The sequence below is a fragment of the Tepidiforma sp. genome, from assembly GCF_026419595.1.
Lineage (GTDB): Bacteria > Chloroflexota > Dehalococcoidia > Tepidiformales > Tepidiformaceae > Tepidiforma.
The window spans coordinates 1-15,483 of the sequence record NZ_JANZZD010000041.1 but is presented as its reverse complement, the minus strand read 5'-3'; the positions used below and the strand labels follow the sequence as shown (position 1 = coordinate 15,483).

Below are 15,483 nucleotides of genomic sequence, written 5' to 3'. Positions count from 1 at the left end.
GGGCCGGCAAGGCCCACCCGAACGTTCGAAGTCACCGCCTCCCGGTTCCCGCCCCACTCCCACCGCCGCCGCGGAGCGGCGGCATCCCGCGGCGCCGCCGGCGAAGCCGGCCAGCCATCCCCCGCGGCTCCAGCCGCGCCACCGCCGGCGCAGCCGGCCAGCCATCCCCCGCGGCGCCAGCCGCGCCACCGCCTCCCCCTCACCCCATCGGCGCGCGCCGCCGCCCGATGAACCGCTTCGGCAGCCGCACCGTGAACGCCGCTCCCTCCCCCGGCCGGCTCGCCACCGTCGCCGTCCCGCTGTGCGCCCGCACCAGGTGCTTCACGATCGCCAGCCCCAGCCCCACCCCCGCGTTCGCCCGCGAGGCATCCGACTTGAAGAACCGCTCGAACACCCGCGGCTGGTCCTGCTCCGGGATGCCCGGCCCCTCGTCCCGCACCGTAATCGCCACGAGGTCGCCCTCGTCCCGCGCCGTCACCCACACCCGGCCGCCCGGCGGCGACCACTTCACGGCGTTGTCCAGCAGGTTCGTCGCCACCCGGAGCAGCGCCGCCCGGTCGGCCTCCACCTCCAGCTCCGTCCCCTCCACCACGATCGTCACGTGGCCCGCTTCCGCCCGCGTCTGCAGCAGGCCGGCCGCCTCCGCCAGCAGCTGCCCGACCGCCACCCGCTCCGGCTTCAGCTGAATCGCCCCTGATTCGATCCGCGAGAGGTCCAGCAGCTCGTTCACCAGCGTCGTCAGCCGGTCCACCTGCCGCAGGATGCGCGCGTAGAACTCGGGCGCCTCCTCCGGCTCCACCCCGTCGGCCAGCGTCTCCACCAGCGCCCGGATCGACGCCAGCGGCGTCCGCAGCTCGTGCGAGACGTTGCTCACGAAGTCCCGCCGCACCTGGTCCAGCCGCTGCACCTCCGTCAGGTCCGTCAAAATCAGCAGCACCGCCCAGTCGCCGCCCTCACGAATCGGCAGGGCCGCTGCGCGAAGCGGCACCCGCCCCGTCCCGAAGCTGATGATCGCCGTCTGCCCCCGCCCTTCCTGCACCGCCCGCCGCACCAGCGCCTCCAGCTCGTAGTCCCGCGCCACTTCGATGAGCCGCCGGCCGATCGCGTCCGCCATCGGCATCTGGAAGAGCGCCGTCGCCGCAGGGTTCAGGAACCGCACCGTCGTGTCCGCGCTCAGCGCCGCCATCGGGTCCGACGAGGCGTCGAACACCGCCTCGAGCCGCGCGTGTTCGAAGGCCACGCTCTCGAACAGCGTCGCCACCCGGCCCGCCATCACGTTGAACGCCCGCGTGAGTTCGCCGGCCGGCCCCGGCTCATCGGGCACCCGCTGCGCCAGCTCGCCTTCCGAAATCCGCTCTGCCGCCTCCACCACCGTCCGCACGGCCCGCGACGGCCGCCAGAACGCGAAGTACCCCGCCGCCGCGCCCGCGGCTGCCGTCGCACCGAACGCCAGCAGCTCCCGCACGCCCGGCCCGTCGCTCACCAGCCCCGCGAGGAAGCCGACGACCGCCGCCAGCAGCGCGATCCCCGCGCCCCGCGCCGCGAGGTCCCGGCTCATCGCTCAGCCTTCGAAGAGGTAGCCGCTCCCCCGGATCGTCCGCAGCCGGGTCGGGTTCGCCGGGTCGTCCTCGATCTTCTGGCGCAGCCAGCGCACATGCACGTCCACCGTCCGCGGCCCGCCGTAGAAGTCGTAGCCCCACACGTCATCGAGGATCTGCTCCCGCGAGAACACCTTACCCGGGTGCTGCGCGAAGAATAGCAGGAGTTCGAATTCCTTCGGCTTCATGCGGAGCACCCGCCCGTTCCGCGTCACCTCCCGCCGCTCCCGGTCCAGCGCAAGGTCGCCCGAGACGATGACGCTCGGGCCTAAGTCCGGCGCGGCCCGCGGCCCCGACCGGCGCAGCAGCGCCCGGATCCGCGCCATCAGCTCCCGCATCCCGAACGGCTTCGCCATGTAGTCGTCGGCGCCCGTATCGAGCCCCGCCACCCGGTCCCCCTCCCCACCGAGCGCCGTGAGCATGATGATCGGCACGTCCGAATCCCGCCGCAGCATCCGGCAGACCTGGATGCCGTCGATCCCCGGCAGCATCACGTCCAGCACGATGAGGTCCGGGTGCTTCTCCCGCGCCAGCCGCAGCCCGTCGTCCCCCCGCGCTGCGGTCAGCACCTGGTAGCCCTCGCGCTTCAGATTGTGCGCGAGGGTGAAGAGCAGCGACTCTTCGTCTTCGACGACCAGGACTTTCGGGTGGCGTTCGCTCACGGCGGCCATTGCGTACTTCCATCCTACGACGGCGTGTTAACGGAAAGGGAACGGAAACCCCGGGGCGTCCAACTCCCCCGGCCGGTACACTCGAAGCGATGACCAGCGCGCCCCCTTCGCGCCCGCGCCAGCTCGCCGGCTACGTCGCCCTCGGCCTCGCCGCCGTCTTCGCCATCGGCGCCGGCATCTACTTCTTCGCCCTCGCCCCTGATGAGGCCGCGGCGCCCGGGAGCCCTGCCCTCCCCACCGTCTACCCCAACACCGGCCCGCTCGTCCCCGACCGCCCCGAAATCGGCAAGCCCGCGCCCGACTTCGCCCTCGTCGATGCCCGCGATACGTCCGTCGTTCGCAAACTCTCCGACTTCCGCGGCAGGGTCGTGCTCCTCAACTGGTACGCCAGCTGGTGCGACCCCTGCCGGCGCGAAATCCCCGCCTTCCTCGCCGCCCGCGAGGCGCTCGGCGGCCAGCTCGAAATCCTCGGCGTCGACTACCTCGAACCCCCGGAAAAAGCCGTCGGCATCCTCGATGAGCTCGGCGCCGACTACCCGGCCCTGCTCGATGCGAACGGCTCGGTGGCCAGCCACTACCGCATCCCCGGCATGCCGACCACCTTCCTCATCGGACCGGACGGCACGCTCCTCGCCATGCGCGCCGGCGAACTCCGCGAAGCCGAACTGGCCGACTTCCTCGCGAAGGCCGGCCTCGACTACCGGCCGAACTAGCCGCCCGGGCGCGCTCACCCCCGGTCCGCTTCGAGCCACCCCGGCCCATCGCCCGCCGGCGCCGCCCCCCGCCGCTCTTCCTGCCCCGCCCGCGGCCCCGGCCCGGCGTTCCGCCCCGTCTCGTCTTCGGACCGCCACCAGCCGAACGCTGCTGCCATCACCACCAGCAGCGCCGTCAGCACGATCATCATCCGCCGTGTCCTCAAGTAGTGCGGCATGCCGGCCCCTCCTCTAGGCGATATCGAACCGTTCCGCGCGAATCTGCGCCGCCGGCACGCCGCGCGCCAGCAGCGTCCGCTCCGCGAGGTCCATCAGCGGCGGCGGCCCGCAGACGAGGTACTGCGTCCCCTTCGTCCCGAACCGTTCCACGAGCTGCTCCACGGTCGCGGCCGTCGGCAGCCCCGCCTGCCCGGTCCAGCCTGCCGGCGCCTCCCGCGGCAAGAGCATCAGCTCCAGCGGCCGCTCTGCCGCCATCCGCTCCAGCTCCTCCCGGTACACCATCCCCTCGAGGCTCCCGGCCGCGTACAGCAGCGCCATCGGGCGCCCGTCGCCCCGGTCGCGCCACGTCCGCAGGATGCTCATGATCGGGGTGATCCCCACCCCGCCGGCGATGAAGACCCCCCGCTCCGCACCCGGGTCGAGCGTGAACGCCCCGTACGGTCCATCGAGGTACGCACGCGTCCCCGGCCGAACCTGCCCGATGCGCGCCGTCCAGTCGCCCAGCTCCTTGATCGTGAACTCCACCCGGTCCCGCCGCTCCGCGCTGGAGGCGAACGAGAACGGGTGCTGCTCCAGCGAAAACGGGCTCGCCCCGATGGTCACCCACGCGAACTGCCCGGCCTCGAACCGCAGCCCGGCGTGGCCCGCCGGCTCCAGCGCCACCGTCCACGAACTGCCCGGCTCGCGCCGCACCTCCGCCACCCGCCACGGCCGCCGGCCCATCCGCCAAGGCCGCACGACCCGCGTGTAGCCCAGCAGGCCGATCGCCCCGGCCGTCAGCCCCGTCCAGAGCGCCCGCTTCCACCAGTCATCGATGTACACCCCCACGCGGAGGATGTGCACCAGCCCGATGAACACGATGACCGTCGCCAGCACCGCGTGCGCCAGCCTCCACCATTCGTACGGGATGCCCAGCGCCCGCCGCCAGAGGCTCGTCACGAGGATCGCTGCCAGCGCCAGCATCGCGACCCACAGCGCGCCCGCCCGCGCCAGCCCCTCCCGCGGGTCGAGGAAATCGACGAACCGGTCGTCCGCCGCTATTGCCAGCACGGGGTGCGCGACCACCAGCGCGAACGCCGAAATGCCCGCCTGCCGGTGCAGCTGCATCAGCGTGTCCAGCCCCGAGCCCGGCGCAATCCACCGGAACCGCGCCGTCAGCGCGAACTGCAGCCACATCATCGCCAGGCCGATGAAGCCCAGCGCCACCGAGAACTCCAGCAGGAACTCCCGCCCCCGCCGGTCGTGGTCCACCGCCGCAATCCACGGCATCGCCGCGATGATGAGCACGTACGCGGCCGCCCAGGCAGCCGCCTGCCTCCTGCTGCGTGACATCGCCGTCCCCCTTGCCGGTCTCCCCGGAGTGTGCCGTCGCGGCATCCAGCCCGCTTCCGCCGGACGGCCGGCTCCGCCGGGGCCGCTGGCCCGTCCGCCGCCAACTGCCCGCCTATAATCGAACCCCGTGGGCAGCGAACCCGTCGTCGATTTCGGCTTCCGCGGCCGCGAGCCCGCGCCCCAGCCGCCGCAGGTCAGCCCCCTCCTCCGCCAGCGCATCGAACGCTGGAAGCAGCAGCTCCTCGATGTCTCCCGCCGCAACCGCGGCATCAACTACCGCCCCGCCCGCAACACCCTCGCCCTCCCGCTCGGCCCCGAAGAGCTCTGGCAGGCCCTCCTCGCCGAGGAATCTGCCCTCGAGCTGACCGCCCGCCAGTTCGCTCCCGACGCCCCGAACCCGGCCGACGACGACCGCGCCCGCGCCGCCTTCGATGCCGCCCGCCGCCTCCTCGATCGCGCCCGCGAAGCCGACCGCGAACAGGGCATCCGCGTCCTCTTCCTCGCCCTCGGCTGGCTCGACTGGGTCGATGCCGACGGCCACCGCCTCCGCTCCCCGCTCATCCTCGTCCCGGTCGACCTCGACATCGACCGCGCCGCCCGCGTCATCCGCCTCGCCCCCGCCGACGACGATGCGCCGGAAGTGAATCCCTCGCTCGCCTACGTGCTCCGCGCCCAGTTCGGCATCCGGCTCCCGGCCTTCGAAAACGAGGACGGCGAACCCCTCTTCGACGGCCTCGAGGCCTACCTCGCCGCCGTCCGCGCCGCCATCGCCGCCCAGGACGGCTGGTCCGCCGAAGCGGACGGTCCTGCGGTCGACGTCTTCGCCTTCGCCAAGCTCGCCATGGTCGAAGAGCTCGAGCGGAGCGCGGCCCGGCTCGCCGCGAGCCCCGTCATCGCCCGCCTCACCGGCGAACTGCCCCCTGACGGCGGCGAACCGCCGGCCGCCGAGCCTGCCGCGCCCCGCCCCCCGGTCGATGAGCGCATCCCGCCCGGCAGCCTCCACATCGTCATCGACGCCGACGCCTACCAGCTCGAAGCCGTCGCCATGGCCGCCGCCGGCCAGAGCTTCGTCATCGAAGGCCCGCCCGGCACCGGCAAGTCCCAGGTCATCACCAACATCGCCGCCGAACTGCTCGCCGCCGGCAAGACCGTCCTCTTCGTCGCCGAGAAGCGCGTCGCCCGCGAAGTCGTCCTCGAAAACCTCCAGAAAGCCGGCCTCGGCGAAGCCTGCCTCCATCTCGCCATCAACGCCGGCGCCGGCGCCCGCGCCGATACCAAAGCCGCGGTCATCCGCGAAATCATCGAGACCCTCGATGCCGGGCCGCCGCCGGCACCGCCCCCTGCCGACCTCCCCGCCCGCGTCGCCGAGGTCCGCCAGCGGCTGAATGCCCACGCCGCTGCCATGGCCCGCCCCCTCGGCGACGGCGGCTGGACGACCCTCTACGACCTCATCGGCCTTGCCGAGGCCTCCCGCGCCGACCGCCGCCAGCTCGCCGGCATCCCGCCCCTCGAGACCTGCAGCCGCTACTGGCTCGACGACGTCGCCGCCGAATTCGCCCGCCTCGACCGTCTGCCCGGGGGCGCGCTCGAGGCCCTCGCCGGTCCATGGTCGGCCTTCCGCGGCCCCGGCGCTGCCGACCCGGCCGCCTTCCGCGCCGCGCTGGAGCGCATCGCCGCCGCGCACGCCGCCGCGCACGCCGCGCTCGAAGGCGCCCTCGCGCCCGGCGCCCCGGACCCCGACGCCCGCACCCCGGCGGACCTGGCCGCGGCCGCCGCTCACCTCGAAGCCTTCCCCGCGCTCCAGCGCCGCGCCGCCTCTCCGCTCCGCTTCCTCGCCCCGGGCTACTACCGCGCCCGTTCGGCTGCCGGTGCCGCCCGCCGCGCCGGCTTCCAGCCGGTCCCGGATGCGGCCGAGCGCGCCGCCCGCCTGCGCAGCCTCGCCGGGCAGTACGCGGCCGAGGTCAGCCTCCTCGCGCCGGCGTTCGGCAGCGAGCACCCGCTCGGCGGTCCCATCGCCCACGCCGCCGAATGGGCCGCGGCGCTCCTCCCGGGCCTCGACCACTGGCACGCCCTCGCCGAGGCCGCCGACGCCCTCGCCGAGCTGGAGCGGCTCGGCATGCGCGCCCCGGCCGTCGCCCTCCTCCGCGACCCTTCCGCGCGCCGCCGCCTCGAAGCCGCCGCCCGCGCCTCCATCCTCGCCGCCTGGGCCGAAGCCGCCATCGCCGCCGCGCAGCCCCTCACGCCCTCCCAGCACGAGCGCCTCACCGAATCGCTCGCCCGTCTCGAACAGGAGCTCATCGGCGCCGCCCGCGCCGACGCCCTCGCCCGGCTCCGCGCCCGCCGCCGCAGCCTCGCGCCCCGCACCCCCGCCATGCAGCAGCTCGCGAAGTACCACCGCGCGAAGCGCCGCCCGGCCCTCCGCACGATGCTCGGCACCACCCGCGAGGCCGTCCAGCTCCTCAAGCCCTGCCTCCTCATGAGCCCCCTCGCCGCCGCCCAGTACCTCTGCCACGGCGATGAGTCCCGCACCTACCGCTTCGACTGCGTCATCCTCGATGAAGCCTCCATGGTGCCCACCGCCGATATGGCCGTCGCCCTCAGCCTCGCGCCCCAGGCCATCATCGTCGGCGACTCGAAGCAGATGCCGCCGACCAGCTTCTTCAGCCGCGACCTCGGCGAGAACGGCGCCCTCGAGGAGGACGAGGTCACCTTCGAAAGCGTCCTCGACGAAGCCGCGCCCGCCCTCCCGTCCACCATGCTCCAGGCCCACTACCGCAGCCGCGACGAGACCCTCATCGCCTTCTCCAACGTCCACTTCTACGATGGCCGGCTCGTCGCCTACCCGGATGCCTGGGGCTCCCGCCCCGAATCCGGCGTCCGCTTCGAATACGTCGCCGATGCCGCCTACGGCCGCGGCGCCACCCGCGCCAACCCCGCCGAGGCCGCCCGCTGCCTCGCCCTCCTCCGCCAGGAGCTCGAGGCCTCCGGCTTCAAACGCCAGGTCTCCATCACCGCCATGTCCATCGCTCAGCAGCAGGAGATCCTCCGCCAGGCCGAAGAAGCCGCCCTCGCCGACCCCGTCATCCGCCGCTGGCTCGACGAAGGCGGCACCGTCCGCAACCTCGAAACCGTCCAGGGCGACGAATCCGACGTCATGATTCTCAGCGTCGGCTACGGCCGCGATGCCGACGGCCGCCTCATCATGAACTTCGGCCCCATCGGCCAGGAGAAGGGCGAGCGCCGCCTCAACGTCGCCATCACCCGCGCCCGCTGGAAGACCATCGTCGTCTCATCCCTCCGCGCGGCCGACATCGACCCCGCCCGCGCCACCTCCACCGGCGCCCTCCGCCTCCGCGACTACCTCGATTACGCCGAGCGCGGCCTGCCCGCCCTCCAGGCCAGCGGCCGCTTCACCCCGCGCCAGCCCGGCCCCTTCGAACAGGCCCTCCGCGCCGCCCTCGAAGCGCGCGGCCTCCGCGTCGTCCCTGCTGTCGGCGCCGGCGGCTACACCGTCGACCTCGCCCTCGCCCACCCCGGCGACCCGGAGCGGTACGTCCTCGGCATCGAATGCGACGGCCCCGGCTACCGGGCCGTCCCCGCCTGCCGCGACCGCGAGGTCGGCAACCCGGCTGTCCTCCGCCGCATGGGCTGGAACCTCCACCGCGTGCTCGCGGCTGCGTGGTACCGCGACCCCGAAGCCGAGCTCGCCCGCATCCTCGAACGGTACGAGGCCGCCCTCCGCGGCTGACCCGCCCTACTCGGCCAGCGCCGAGTACGCGATCGCCCGCAGCTCGCGCCGGATGTTGTACGCGTTCGAAGGCATCAGCTGCGTCATGAAGATGACGATCAGGTCCTCCAGCGGGTCGATCCAGAACGTCGTGCTCGCCGCCCCGCCCCACGAATACTCGCCCGGCGTCCCCGAAATCTGCGCCTTCGCCGGGTCCAGCGTCACCGAAAACCCGAGCCCGAAGCCGATCCCCGCGAACGTCGTCTCCGCCCACCGCCCGAGCGCGTGGGTCGCGAGGTCCTTCCCGTCCGGCAGGTGGTTCTCCGTCATCAGCTCCAGCGTCTTCCGGCCGATGATGCGCGCGCCGTCCAGCTCGCCGTCGTTCAGCAGCGCCTTGCAGAACCGGAAGTAGTCGCCGATCGTCGAGACGAGCCCGCCGCCGCCCGAGAAGAACGTCGGCTCCTGCAGGTAGGCGCTCTCCGCCGGGTCGTCGATGAGCCGGATCCCCTTCGGCCCCCAGCCGTAGCAGGCCGCGAACCGCTCCCGCTTCTCCGGCGGCACCCAGAACGCCGTGTCCCGCATCCCCAGCGGCTCGATGATGTGCCGCGCGAGGTACTGGTCGAACCGCTCCCCGCTGATTACCTCGACGAGGTAGCCGCACACATCCGTCGAAACCGAATAGTTCCAGTGCTCGCCCGGCGAAAACTCCAGCGGCAGCTCCGCCAGCGCCTCCACCATCCCCCGCAGCGTCCCGTTCAGCTCCACCGTGCCGACCTTCCGCTCCCGGTACATCGCATCCACGTTCGTCCGCTCGAGGAACCCGTACGTCAGCCCGCTCTGGTGGGTGAGCAGGTCGCGCACCGTCATCGGCCGGCTCGCCGGCTTCGTCACCAGCGTCGGCCCGCTTCCCATCACGTACACCCGCAGGTTCGCCCACTCAGGGATGTACTTCTCCACCGGGTCGTCCAGCTGCACCAGCCCCCGCTCGTACAGCTGCATCAGCGCCACCGACGTCAGCGGCTTCGTCATCGAATAGATGCGGAAGATCGTGTCCTCCCGCATCGGCACGCCCCGCTCCCGGTCCGCCGTCCCGTACGCCGCGAGATGGCCGATTTCGCCCCCGCGCGAAACGAGCACCAGCGTCCCCGCCAGCCGGCCCGAATCGACGTACCGCCGCAGGTGCTCATCGAGGTAGCCGAGCCGGGCCGGGTCCAGCCCGAGGTCGGTCGGCGACGACGTTTCGAGAACGGCCATGGCGAAAACCCCCGCGCAAACTCCGCGCGCGAGCCTACCAGAAACCGCCGAACCGTGTTCGCTACACCGCCGCGACGATGCGCGGCAGCACCTGCCCGATCGGCTCCCGGATGATCGCGTGCGCCAGCCCGTCGTACGGCGTCTCCTGCGCGTTGATGATCACGAGCCGCGCCCCGTTCCGCAGCGCCACCTCCGGCAGGTACGCCACCGGGTACACCGTCAGCGACGTCCCGATCGCGAGGAACAGCTCACACCGCGCCGCCGCCCGCTCCGAGCGCGCGTAATCCTCGGCCACGAGGTTCTGCCCGAACGAAATCGTCGCCGACTTCAGGATGCCGCCGCACCGCCGGCAGGGCGGGTCATCCTCCCCTGCCCGCACCCGCTCCAGCACCCGCTCGATCGGCCCCCGCTCGCCGCAGCCCATGCAGACGAACTCCCGCAGGTTGCCGTGGATCTCAACCATCCGCTCGAGCGAATTGCCCGCTTTCAGGTGGAGGCTGTCGATGTTCTGCGTAATGAGGAGGTCCAGCTTCCCCTTCTGCTCCAGCTCCGCCAGCGCGAGGTGGCCCGCGTTCGGCTCCGCGTCCGTCCAGAGGCCGCCCTCCACCCGGCCCCGCCACGCCCGTACGCGCACCTCACGGTCCGCGAGGTAGGTCTGGAGCGTCGCCGCCTTCTCCGCGCCCGGGTTCTTCGTCCAGAGCCCGTTCGGCCCCCGGAAATCCGGGATGCCCGACTCCGTGCTGATCCCCGCGCCGGTCAGCACCACCGTCGACCGGCTCTCCCGCAGCCAGTCGGCCACCTCCCGGACCGCAGTCTCGAGCGCCGTCTCCATCGCCAGCCTCCTTCGAGCGCCGCGTCGCGCGGCCTCCTCCCGAGTCTACCGGCGCGCGCCGATCGCCAGTCAACGCCCCCCACAAACACCGCGCCCCGCGCTGCCCGGGCCAGGGGCCGGCCGTCAGCGCGGGGCGCCAAAGGAGGGAACGGCCCGTCTCAGGTGCCGGCGGGCCCCACGAAGGTGATCTCCCGCCCGAGCGCCGCCAGCCCGAGCGAGTGCTGCAGCTCGTCCGTCTTCCACGCCATCACGTTCCCGCCCACCATGTCGCGGAAAATCCGCTCCAGCGGCCGCACCTTCACGTACGCATGCGCCCCGCACACCCGCATCGCCCCCATCGACACCTCCTCGCTCATCCGCCGCAGGTGGTACACCGTCCGCACCAGGTAGCGCGTGAACGCCTGCGGCGATTCGAACGGCGTCTCCAGCCGCCGGGTCGCCTCGTACAGCACGATCCGGCCAGTCTCCAGCCAGTGGTCCATGTTTCCGATGGCGAACTGCGCCCACGGCTGGTCCGCCCGGTAGCCCGGCTGCGTCGCCCCGACCGCCGCCATCGGCCCCGCGAGGTAGCCGTGCCGCTCCTTCACGTACCCCACCGTGAAGTCGAACGCCGCCTGCGCCAGCCCCAGCCAGATCGCGAGGATGCCCAGCGCCCCCCGCGCACGCATCTGGCTCTGCACGTTCACCACCTTCGCCTGCGCCTCCAGCACCATCCGCAGCATCGCCGCCGGGATGATCAGCACCTCCGACTTCGGCAGGCGCGCCTCCTCCGCCACGATGTCGTGGCTCGCCGTCCCCCGCAGCCCCATCGCATCCCAGTTCCCCAGCACGCGGATCCCCGGCGTCGCGAGCTCCGGGATCGAAATCACCACGTCCGGCTCCTGCCCCTCGGGCTTCTCCAGCTGCCCCCCGATGAGCGCGTACTTCGCGCCGTCGCTCATGCTCGCGAAGCCGGCCCGCCCGTTCAGCACCACCGTGTCGCCCTCGTCGCGAAAGCGGAAGCCCGCCTGCCGGTTGTCCAGCTGCCCCGTCGGGATCGACCCCGGCCCGCAGATCAGCGCCCCGTTCTTCCCGATATCCGCCAGCACCCGGTTCCGCCGCTCGAACGGCGGCATCGATTCGAGGAAGCTCGCCACCAGCACGTGCATGTTCAGCGCCACCGCCGTCGACCCGTCCCCGTAGGCCACCTCCTCCATCACCCGCATCTGGCCCTCCGCGCTGATGCCCAGCCCGCCCAGCTCCGGCCCCAGCGCCATCGACGGCACCTTCAGCGCCAGCAGCTCATCGATGTTCTCCCGCGGGAAGCGCCCCTCCCGGTCGTACACCGCAGCCCGCTCCTGCCACGGCCCCCGCGCCAGCTCGCGCACCTTCGCGACCAGCTCTTCTTCCCACGGTTCCATTCGGCGCCCCCGATATTTCGCTTTCGGCGAAAGACTGCCAGAAGCATAGCGAATCGTGCCGTAAGCAACACCCGTGACACAGCCCGGAAACGATAGAAGCCGCCTATCTGGTGTATCGTATGCGCAGACGGTGCCGGCCCCGGCCGCCCCGAACCGCGAGGCACGCAATGCGCGACCCCTCGAGCCTCCTCATCCCCGCTGATGGCCGCCCCTACCACTACCGCGGCGAACCCCTCGATGTGCCCCGCGCCGTCGAAGCCCTCAAGGGTGCCCTCCTCCGCGTCTCCGAAGCCCTCCCCGGCCGCTCCCAGCTCCTCCAGCAGACCGCCCTCGCTCTCCTCACGCGCCGCCACCAGCTCCTCATCTCCCGCGCCGGCACCGGCAAATCCCTCTACGGCGACAGCGTCTTCAGCCACTTCGAAGGCGACGTCTTCAAAGCCCAGTTCTCCCAGGGCACCCGCCTCGAAACCATCCTCGGCGGCCTCGACCTCAAGCAGTTCCACGAAGGCCGCCTCTGGCACGATACCGCCCACTCCCTCGTCACCGCCGATTTCGCCTACCTCGACGAATTCATGAACGCCAACGACGTCGTCCTCGAGGCGATCCTCGGCATCCTCAACGAACGCCGCTTCCAGCAGGGCGAACAGCAGGAGGACGCCCGCCTCCATACCGCCCTCGCCATGACCAACCACCTCAAGTTCTCCGCCATCTCCGAGCCGATCCTCGACCGCTTCATGTTCAAAGCCTCCATCGACCCGGCCGGCGATGCCCTCAACGACATCCTCATCGACCTCGCCTACGCCCGCCACCACGGCCGCGCCCTCCCGCCCGAGCACCGCATCCCGCTCGAGGCCCTGCGCGAGCTCTCCAGCATCACCCTCGGCGACCACCCGGACCGGCAGATCGACGCCCCCCACGACATCCTCTTCCTCAAGAACGAACTCATCGAGGCCTACCTCGCCCGCCACGCCGCCCGCGCCGGGGCCGCCAACGGCGCCCGCCCGCCGACCGACGGCTACGTCTCCCCCCGCACCAAGGCCGCCTGCCGCGACGTCCTCAACGCCTCCGCCCTCCTCCACCACCGCGACCGCGTCGAAAAGTCCGACCTCGCCGCCCTCCGCTTCGTCCTCACCATCATCCCCGGCAACGACCGCGCCCTCCACGACCCCGGCCAGGACATCTTCGCGGAGGCCCTCCAGTCCACCCTCGCCGGCTACACCGAGGCCGACCTCGAAACCGTCCGCGAACTCACCGCCATCGCCCAGTCCTTCCACCTCTACCTCCACGGCATCCCCCTCGAAGCCCAGCCCGCCCACCGCGGCCTCATCCGCTTCGTTCTTGCCCTCATCGGCAAGTCCAGCTGGCACGACGTCACCATCGACACCTTCCTCCAGGCCCTCCGCGGCCGCGAGATCGCCAACCCGCGCGTCAACGCCCTCCGCGAAGAAATCCTCGAAGAAGTCGAAGAGCACGCCGATGCCTGAGTCTGCAGCCGACCTCGCCGGCGCATCTCCAGCCGCCCGGGCCGCCGCCCTCCAGGCCGACCTCGAAGCGCTCTACCGCTCCTGGGGCATCCTCGACCTCGTCGGCCAAACCGCCGACGCCCTCCCGCCCGAGTGGCTCCGCATCCTCAACATCGCCCGCACCCTCCGCGAAGGCCTCCCCCTCCCCGGCATCGACCTCCCCGATGAGGTCCAGCGCCTCGTCCGCCCCCAGCGCCCCGAATACGAAACCATCGAGCGCCGCGAACGCAAGCACCGCATCGTCTACCCCGTCCAGCCCGATACCCGCATCCAGCCCCTCCGCCATCTCGACGACCTCCCACGGGTCACCATGCCCGACCTCCTCATGCGCGACCTCGACCCGGCAATCTTCGAGTTCCGCCTCCTCTCCGGCGACGTCAACGCCCTCTACCACGTCGACCCCGGCCCCGCCGAAGAGGACTACGACGAGGTCACCGAAGAGCGCGTCCTCAAAACCCCGCCCCAGCTCCGCCGCCGCCAGCGCGTCTACGTCCTCCTCGATGTCTCCAACTCCATGCGCGACGCCAACAAGCTCGAGTTCGCCAAGGGCCTCGTCCTCGCCTACCTCATCACCGCCTGCGAAGAGCGCGCCCGCATCTACTTCCGCACCTTCGCCAACCGCGTCCACCCGCGGACCGACTGCCTCGCGCCCGGCGACTTCCCTGCCCTCGCCCGGCGCGTCCTCGCCGTCACGCCCGACGGCTCCACCGACATGCGCGTCACCCTCGCCACCGCCATCGGCGACATCGGCGAACTCGACGCCGTCGGCCGCGACCGCTCCGGCTTCGAACCCTCGCCCACCGAGCTTCTCCTCATCTCCGACGTCGAGTCCTACGCCATCCCCTCCATCCCGCGCTGGATCCGCCTCCACACCATCCACCTCAAGGGCGGCCCGATGGCGAAGAACTACGTCCCCAGCTTCGAACAGATCCGCGAGGCCAGCGCCACCTTCACCGAAATCGATACCACGCGCTTCGTCCTGCCCGTCTCCGTCCGCGAACGGTGGCTCCTCCAGCAAGACGGCCGCCTGCACGCCGGCCCCGAGACCGCGACCGAGGCCGGCGCTGCCCCCGCCGACCGGCTCGAACGCCGGAACGCCCTCCTCCGCGCCTACGAACGGATGGCGGGCCAGCCCTCCGCGCCCCGGGAGCGTGCCGGCGCCCCGGCCATGCGCTCCCCCGGCCTCGGCCTCGACCTCTCCCTCGGCCGGCTTCTCCGCCGCTGGGCCCGCGCCCTCGCCCGCCTCGGGCGCGTCCTCCGCCCCGCGCGCCCTGCCGGCGCCGCACCCTCCGCCCTCACCGCCGGGCACATCACCATCCGCCCCCGCCGCTAGCCGCGCACACTCCCGTCCGGGAACACCGTCGACTCCAGCCGCCCCCGCGCGATGAGCGCCGGCGTCACCAGCGCCCCCGAAAAATCCGCCCTCGCGAGGTTCGCGAACTCGAAATTCACCCCCGGCCCGACCGCGCCTTCGAGGGTCGCGCCCGTAAGGTCGGCCCGCGCGAACACCGTCCCCGCCAGCGCCGCCTCGCCGAGGTCCGCCTGCCGCAGGCTCGCGCCTTCGCACCGCGCATGCGAAAGGTCCGCCCAGCGCAGCAGCGCCCCGTCGAGCCGCGCCCCCTCCAGGTGCGCCCGCCGCAGCGAGCACGCCTCCAGGTTCGCGCCGGTCAGCAGCGCCCCCCGCAGGTCGCAGCCCGCGAGGTCCAGCCCCCGCAGGTCGGCGCCGCGGAGGTCCGCGCCACGCAGGTCCGCCCCCGCCTCCACCGTCAGCCCGCCCACCGCAAGCGGCCCTTGCCGCCAGCCCGCCGGCACGCGCCCGCCCTCACGCGCAGCCTCGTCCCGCGCCCCGTCCCCGGCCGCGCCGGTCATCCGCAGGTGCTCCTCCCGCGCCCGGTCGTACGCCGCCCGCAGCCGCTCATCGCCGAGGATCGCCCAGGCCTCGCGCAGCCGCTGCCGCTGCTTCGTCAGCCGCTCGCCCGAGACGCCGCTGCCCAGCAGCTCCTCGGCGAGGTCCGCGATCGCCCGCCGCACCGCCTCCCGCGACGCGCCCGGCGGCACCCCGAGGAAGCCGTACCAGTCGAACGACCCGTCGATGCGCGGCGCGCCCCCGCCGCCGGGCGGGCCGTCCTGCGGCGGCGGCTCCGCTGGCCGCGGCCGCGGTCCCTGCCGCGCCGCCCCGGTTGGCCGCGCCCGCGGCCGCGCAGTCCCCTGGCC

12 protein-coding genes are annotated in these 15,483 nt (G+C 72.8%); 4 read left to right on the top strand and 8 right to left on the bottom strand.

Features of this window, described 5'->3' with window-relative positions:
- Nucleotides 1-199 precede the first annotated feature (199 nt).
- The gene (locus tag N2041_RS13720; RefSeq protein WP_297679143.1) at nt 200-1,558 is read right to left on the bottom strand and encodes an ATP-binding protein; all 1,359 of its coding nucleotides are present in this window, start codon (nt 1,556-1,558) and stop codon (nt 200-202) included.
- A gap of 3 nt (nt 1,559-1,561) precedes the next feature.
- Nucleotides 1,562-2,269 (bottom strand): response regulator transcription factor, encoded by a 708-nt coding sequence (locus N2041_RS13715; RefSeq protein WP_270057497.1) that lies wholly within the window; start codon nt 2,267-2,269, stop codon nt 1,562-1,564.
- An 89-nt stretch (nt 2,270-2,358) separates the two neighbouring features.
- Here N2041_RS13715 and N2041_RS13710 point away from each other — a divergent pair, with 89 nt between their 5' ends.
- Nucleotides 2,359-2,982, top strand: coding sequence for a TlpA disulfide reductase family protein (locus tag N2041_RS13710; RefSeq protein ID WP_297679142.1), 624 nt, complete (start codon nt 2,359-2,361; stop codon nt 2,980-2,982).
- Between the two features lie 14 nt (nt 2,983-2,996).
- Here the strand turns inward: N2041_RS13710 and N2041_RS13705 are convergent, their stop codons facing one another.
- Both N2041_RS13705 and N2041_RS13700 read right to left on the bottom strand, forming a co-directional pair.
- Nucleotides 2,997-3,200 carry a hypothetical protein gene (locus N2041_RS13705; protein WP_297679141.1) on the bottom strand — a complete coding sequence of 68 codons (204 nt, stop codon included), beginning with the start codon at nt 3,198-3,200 and terminating at the stop codon, nt 2,997-2,999.
- 13 nt (nt 3,201-3,213) lie between these two features.
- A complete protein-coding gene (locus tag N2041_RS13700; RefSeq protein WP_297679140.1) occupies nt 3,214-4,533 on the bottom strand; it encodes a ferric reductase-like transmembrane domain-containing protein in 1,320 nt (439 codons plus the stop codon).
- A gap of 127 nt (nt 4,534-4,660) precedes the next feature.
- Here N2041_RS13700 and N2041_RS13695 point away from each other — a divergent pair, with 127 nt between their 5' ends.
- Entirely contained in the window at nt 4,661-8,281 is a 3,621-nt protein-coding gene (locus N2041_RS13695) for a DUF4011 domain-containing protein (protein ID WP_297679139.1), read from the top strand.
- Nucleotides 8,282-8,287: 6 nt separating this feature from the next.
- Here the strand turns inward: N2041_RS13695 and N2041_RS13690 are convergent, their stop codons facing one another.
- From N2041_RS13690 to N2041_RS13680, 3 genes are all read right to left on the bottom strand, one after another.
- A complete protein-coding gene (locus N2041_RS13690; protein ID WP_297679138.1) occupies nt 8,288-9,514 on the bottom strand; it encodes a serine hydrolase in 1,227 nt (408 codons plus the stop codon).
- A gap of 61 nt (nt 9,515-9,575) precedes the next feature.
- Entirely contained in the window at nt 9,576-10,346 is a 771-nt protein-coding gene (locus tag N2041_RS13685) for an NAD-dependent deacylase (protein ID WP_297679137.1), read from the bottom strand.
- 158 nt (nt 10,347-10,504) lie between these two features.
- On the bottom strand, nt 10,505-11,746 hold the full coding sequence (locus N2041_RS13680; RefSeq protein ID WP_297679136.1) for an acyl-CoA dehydrogenase family protein: 1,242 nt from the start codon (nt 11,744-11,746) through the stop codon (nt 10,505-10,507).
- 167 nt (nt 11,747-11,913) lie between these two features.
- Between N2041_RS13680 and N2041_RS13675 the strand changes: the two genes are divergently transcribed.
- Together N2041_RS13675 and N2041_RS13670 are read left to right on the top strand one after the other, a co-directional pair.
- Nucleotides 11,914-13,230, top strand: a complete 1,317-nt coding sequence (locus tag N2041_RS13675; RefSeq protein ID WP_297679135.1) for an AAA family ATPase — start codon at nt 11,914-11,916, stop codon at nt 13,228-13,230.
- Nucleotides 13,223-14,602 (top strand): vWA domain-containing protein, encoded by a 1,380-nt coding sequence (locus N2041_RS13670; protein WP_297679134.1) that lies wholly within the window; start codon nt 13,223-13,225, stop codon nt 14,600-14,602. The genes N2041_RS13675 and N2041_RS13670 overlap by 8 nt, the downstream gene beginning before the upstream one ends.
- Here the strand turns inward: N2041_RS13670 and N2041_RS13665 are convergent.
- Nucleotides 14,599-15,483 (bottom strand): pentapeptide repeat-containing protein (locus N2041_RS13665; protein WP_297679133.1); only part of this gene is annotated, 885 nt, incomplete at its 5' end. The genes N2041_RS13670 and N2041_RS13665 overlap by 4 nt on opposite strands.

Coding starts and splice junctions, on each gene's coding strand:
- N2041_RS13685 (WP_297679137.1), bottom strand. CDS start 10,346: ATGGAGACGGCGCTCGAGACTGCGGTCCGGGAGGTGGCCGACTGGCTG.
- N2041_RS13715 (WP_270057497.1), bottom strand. CDS start 2,269: ATGGCCGCCGTGAGCGAACGCCACCCGAAAGTCCTGGTCGTCGAAGAC.
- N2041_RS13720 (WP_297679143.1), bottom strand. CDS start 1,558: ATGAGCCGGGACCTCGCGGCGCGGGGCGCGGGGATCGCGCTGCTGGCG.
- N2041_RS13710 (WP_297679142.1), top strand. CDS start 2,359: ATGACCAGCGCGCCCCCTTCGCGCCCGCGCCAGCTCGCCGGCTACGTC.
- N2041_RS13670 (WP_297679134.1), top strand. CDS start 13,223: ATGCCTGAGTCTGCAGCCGACCTCGCCGGCGCATCTCCAGCCGCCCGG.
- N2041_RS13700 (WP_297679140.1), bottom strand. CDS start 4,533: ATGTCACGCAGCAGGAGGCAGGCGGCTGCCTGGGCGGCCGCGTACGTG.
- N2041_RS13680 (WP_297679136.1), bottom strand. CDS start 11,746: ATGGAACCGTGGGAAGAAGAGCTGGTCGCGAAGGTGCGCGAGCTGGCG.
- N2041_RS13675 (WP_297679135.1), top strand. CDS start 11,914: ATGCGCGACCCCTCGAGCCTCCTCATCCCCGCTGATGGCCGCCCCTAC.
- N2041_RS13690 (WP_297679138.1), bottom strand. CDS start 9,514: ATGGCCGTTCTCGAAACGTCGTCGCCGACCGACCTCGGGCTGGACCCG.
- N2041_RS13705 (WP_297679141.1), bottom strand. CDS start 3,200: ATGCCGCACTACTTGAGGACACGGCGGATGATGATCGTGCTGACGGCG.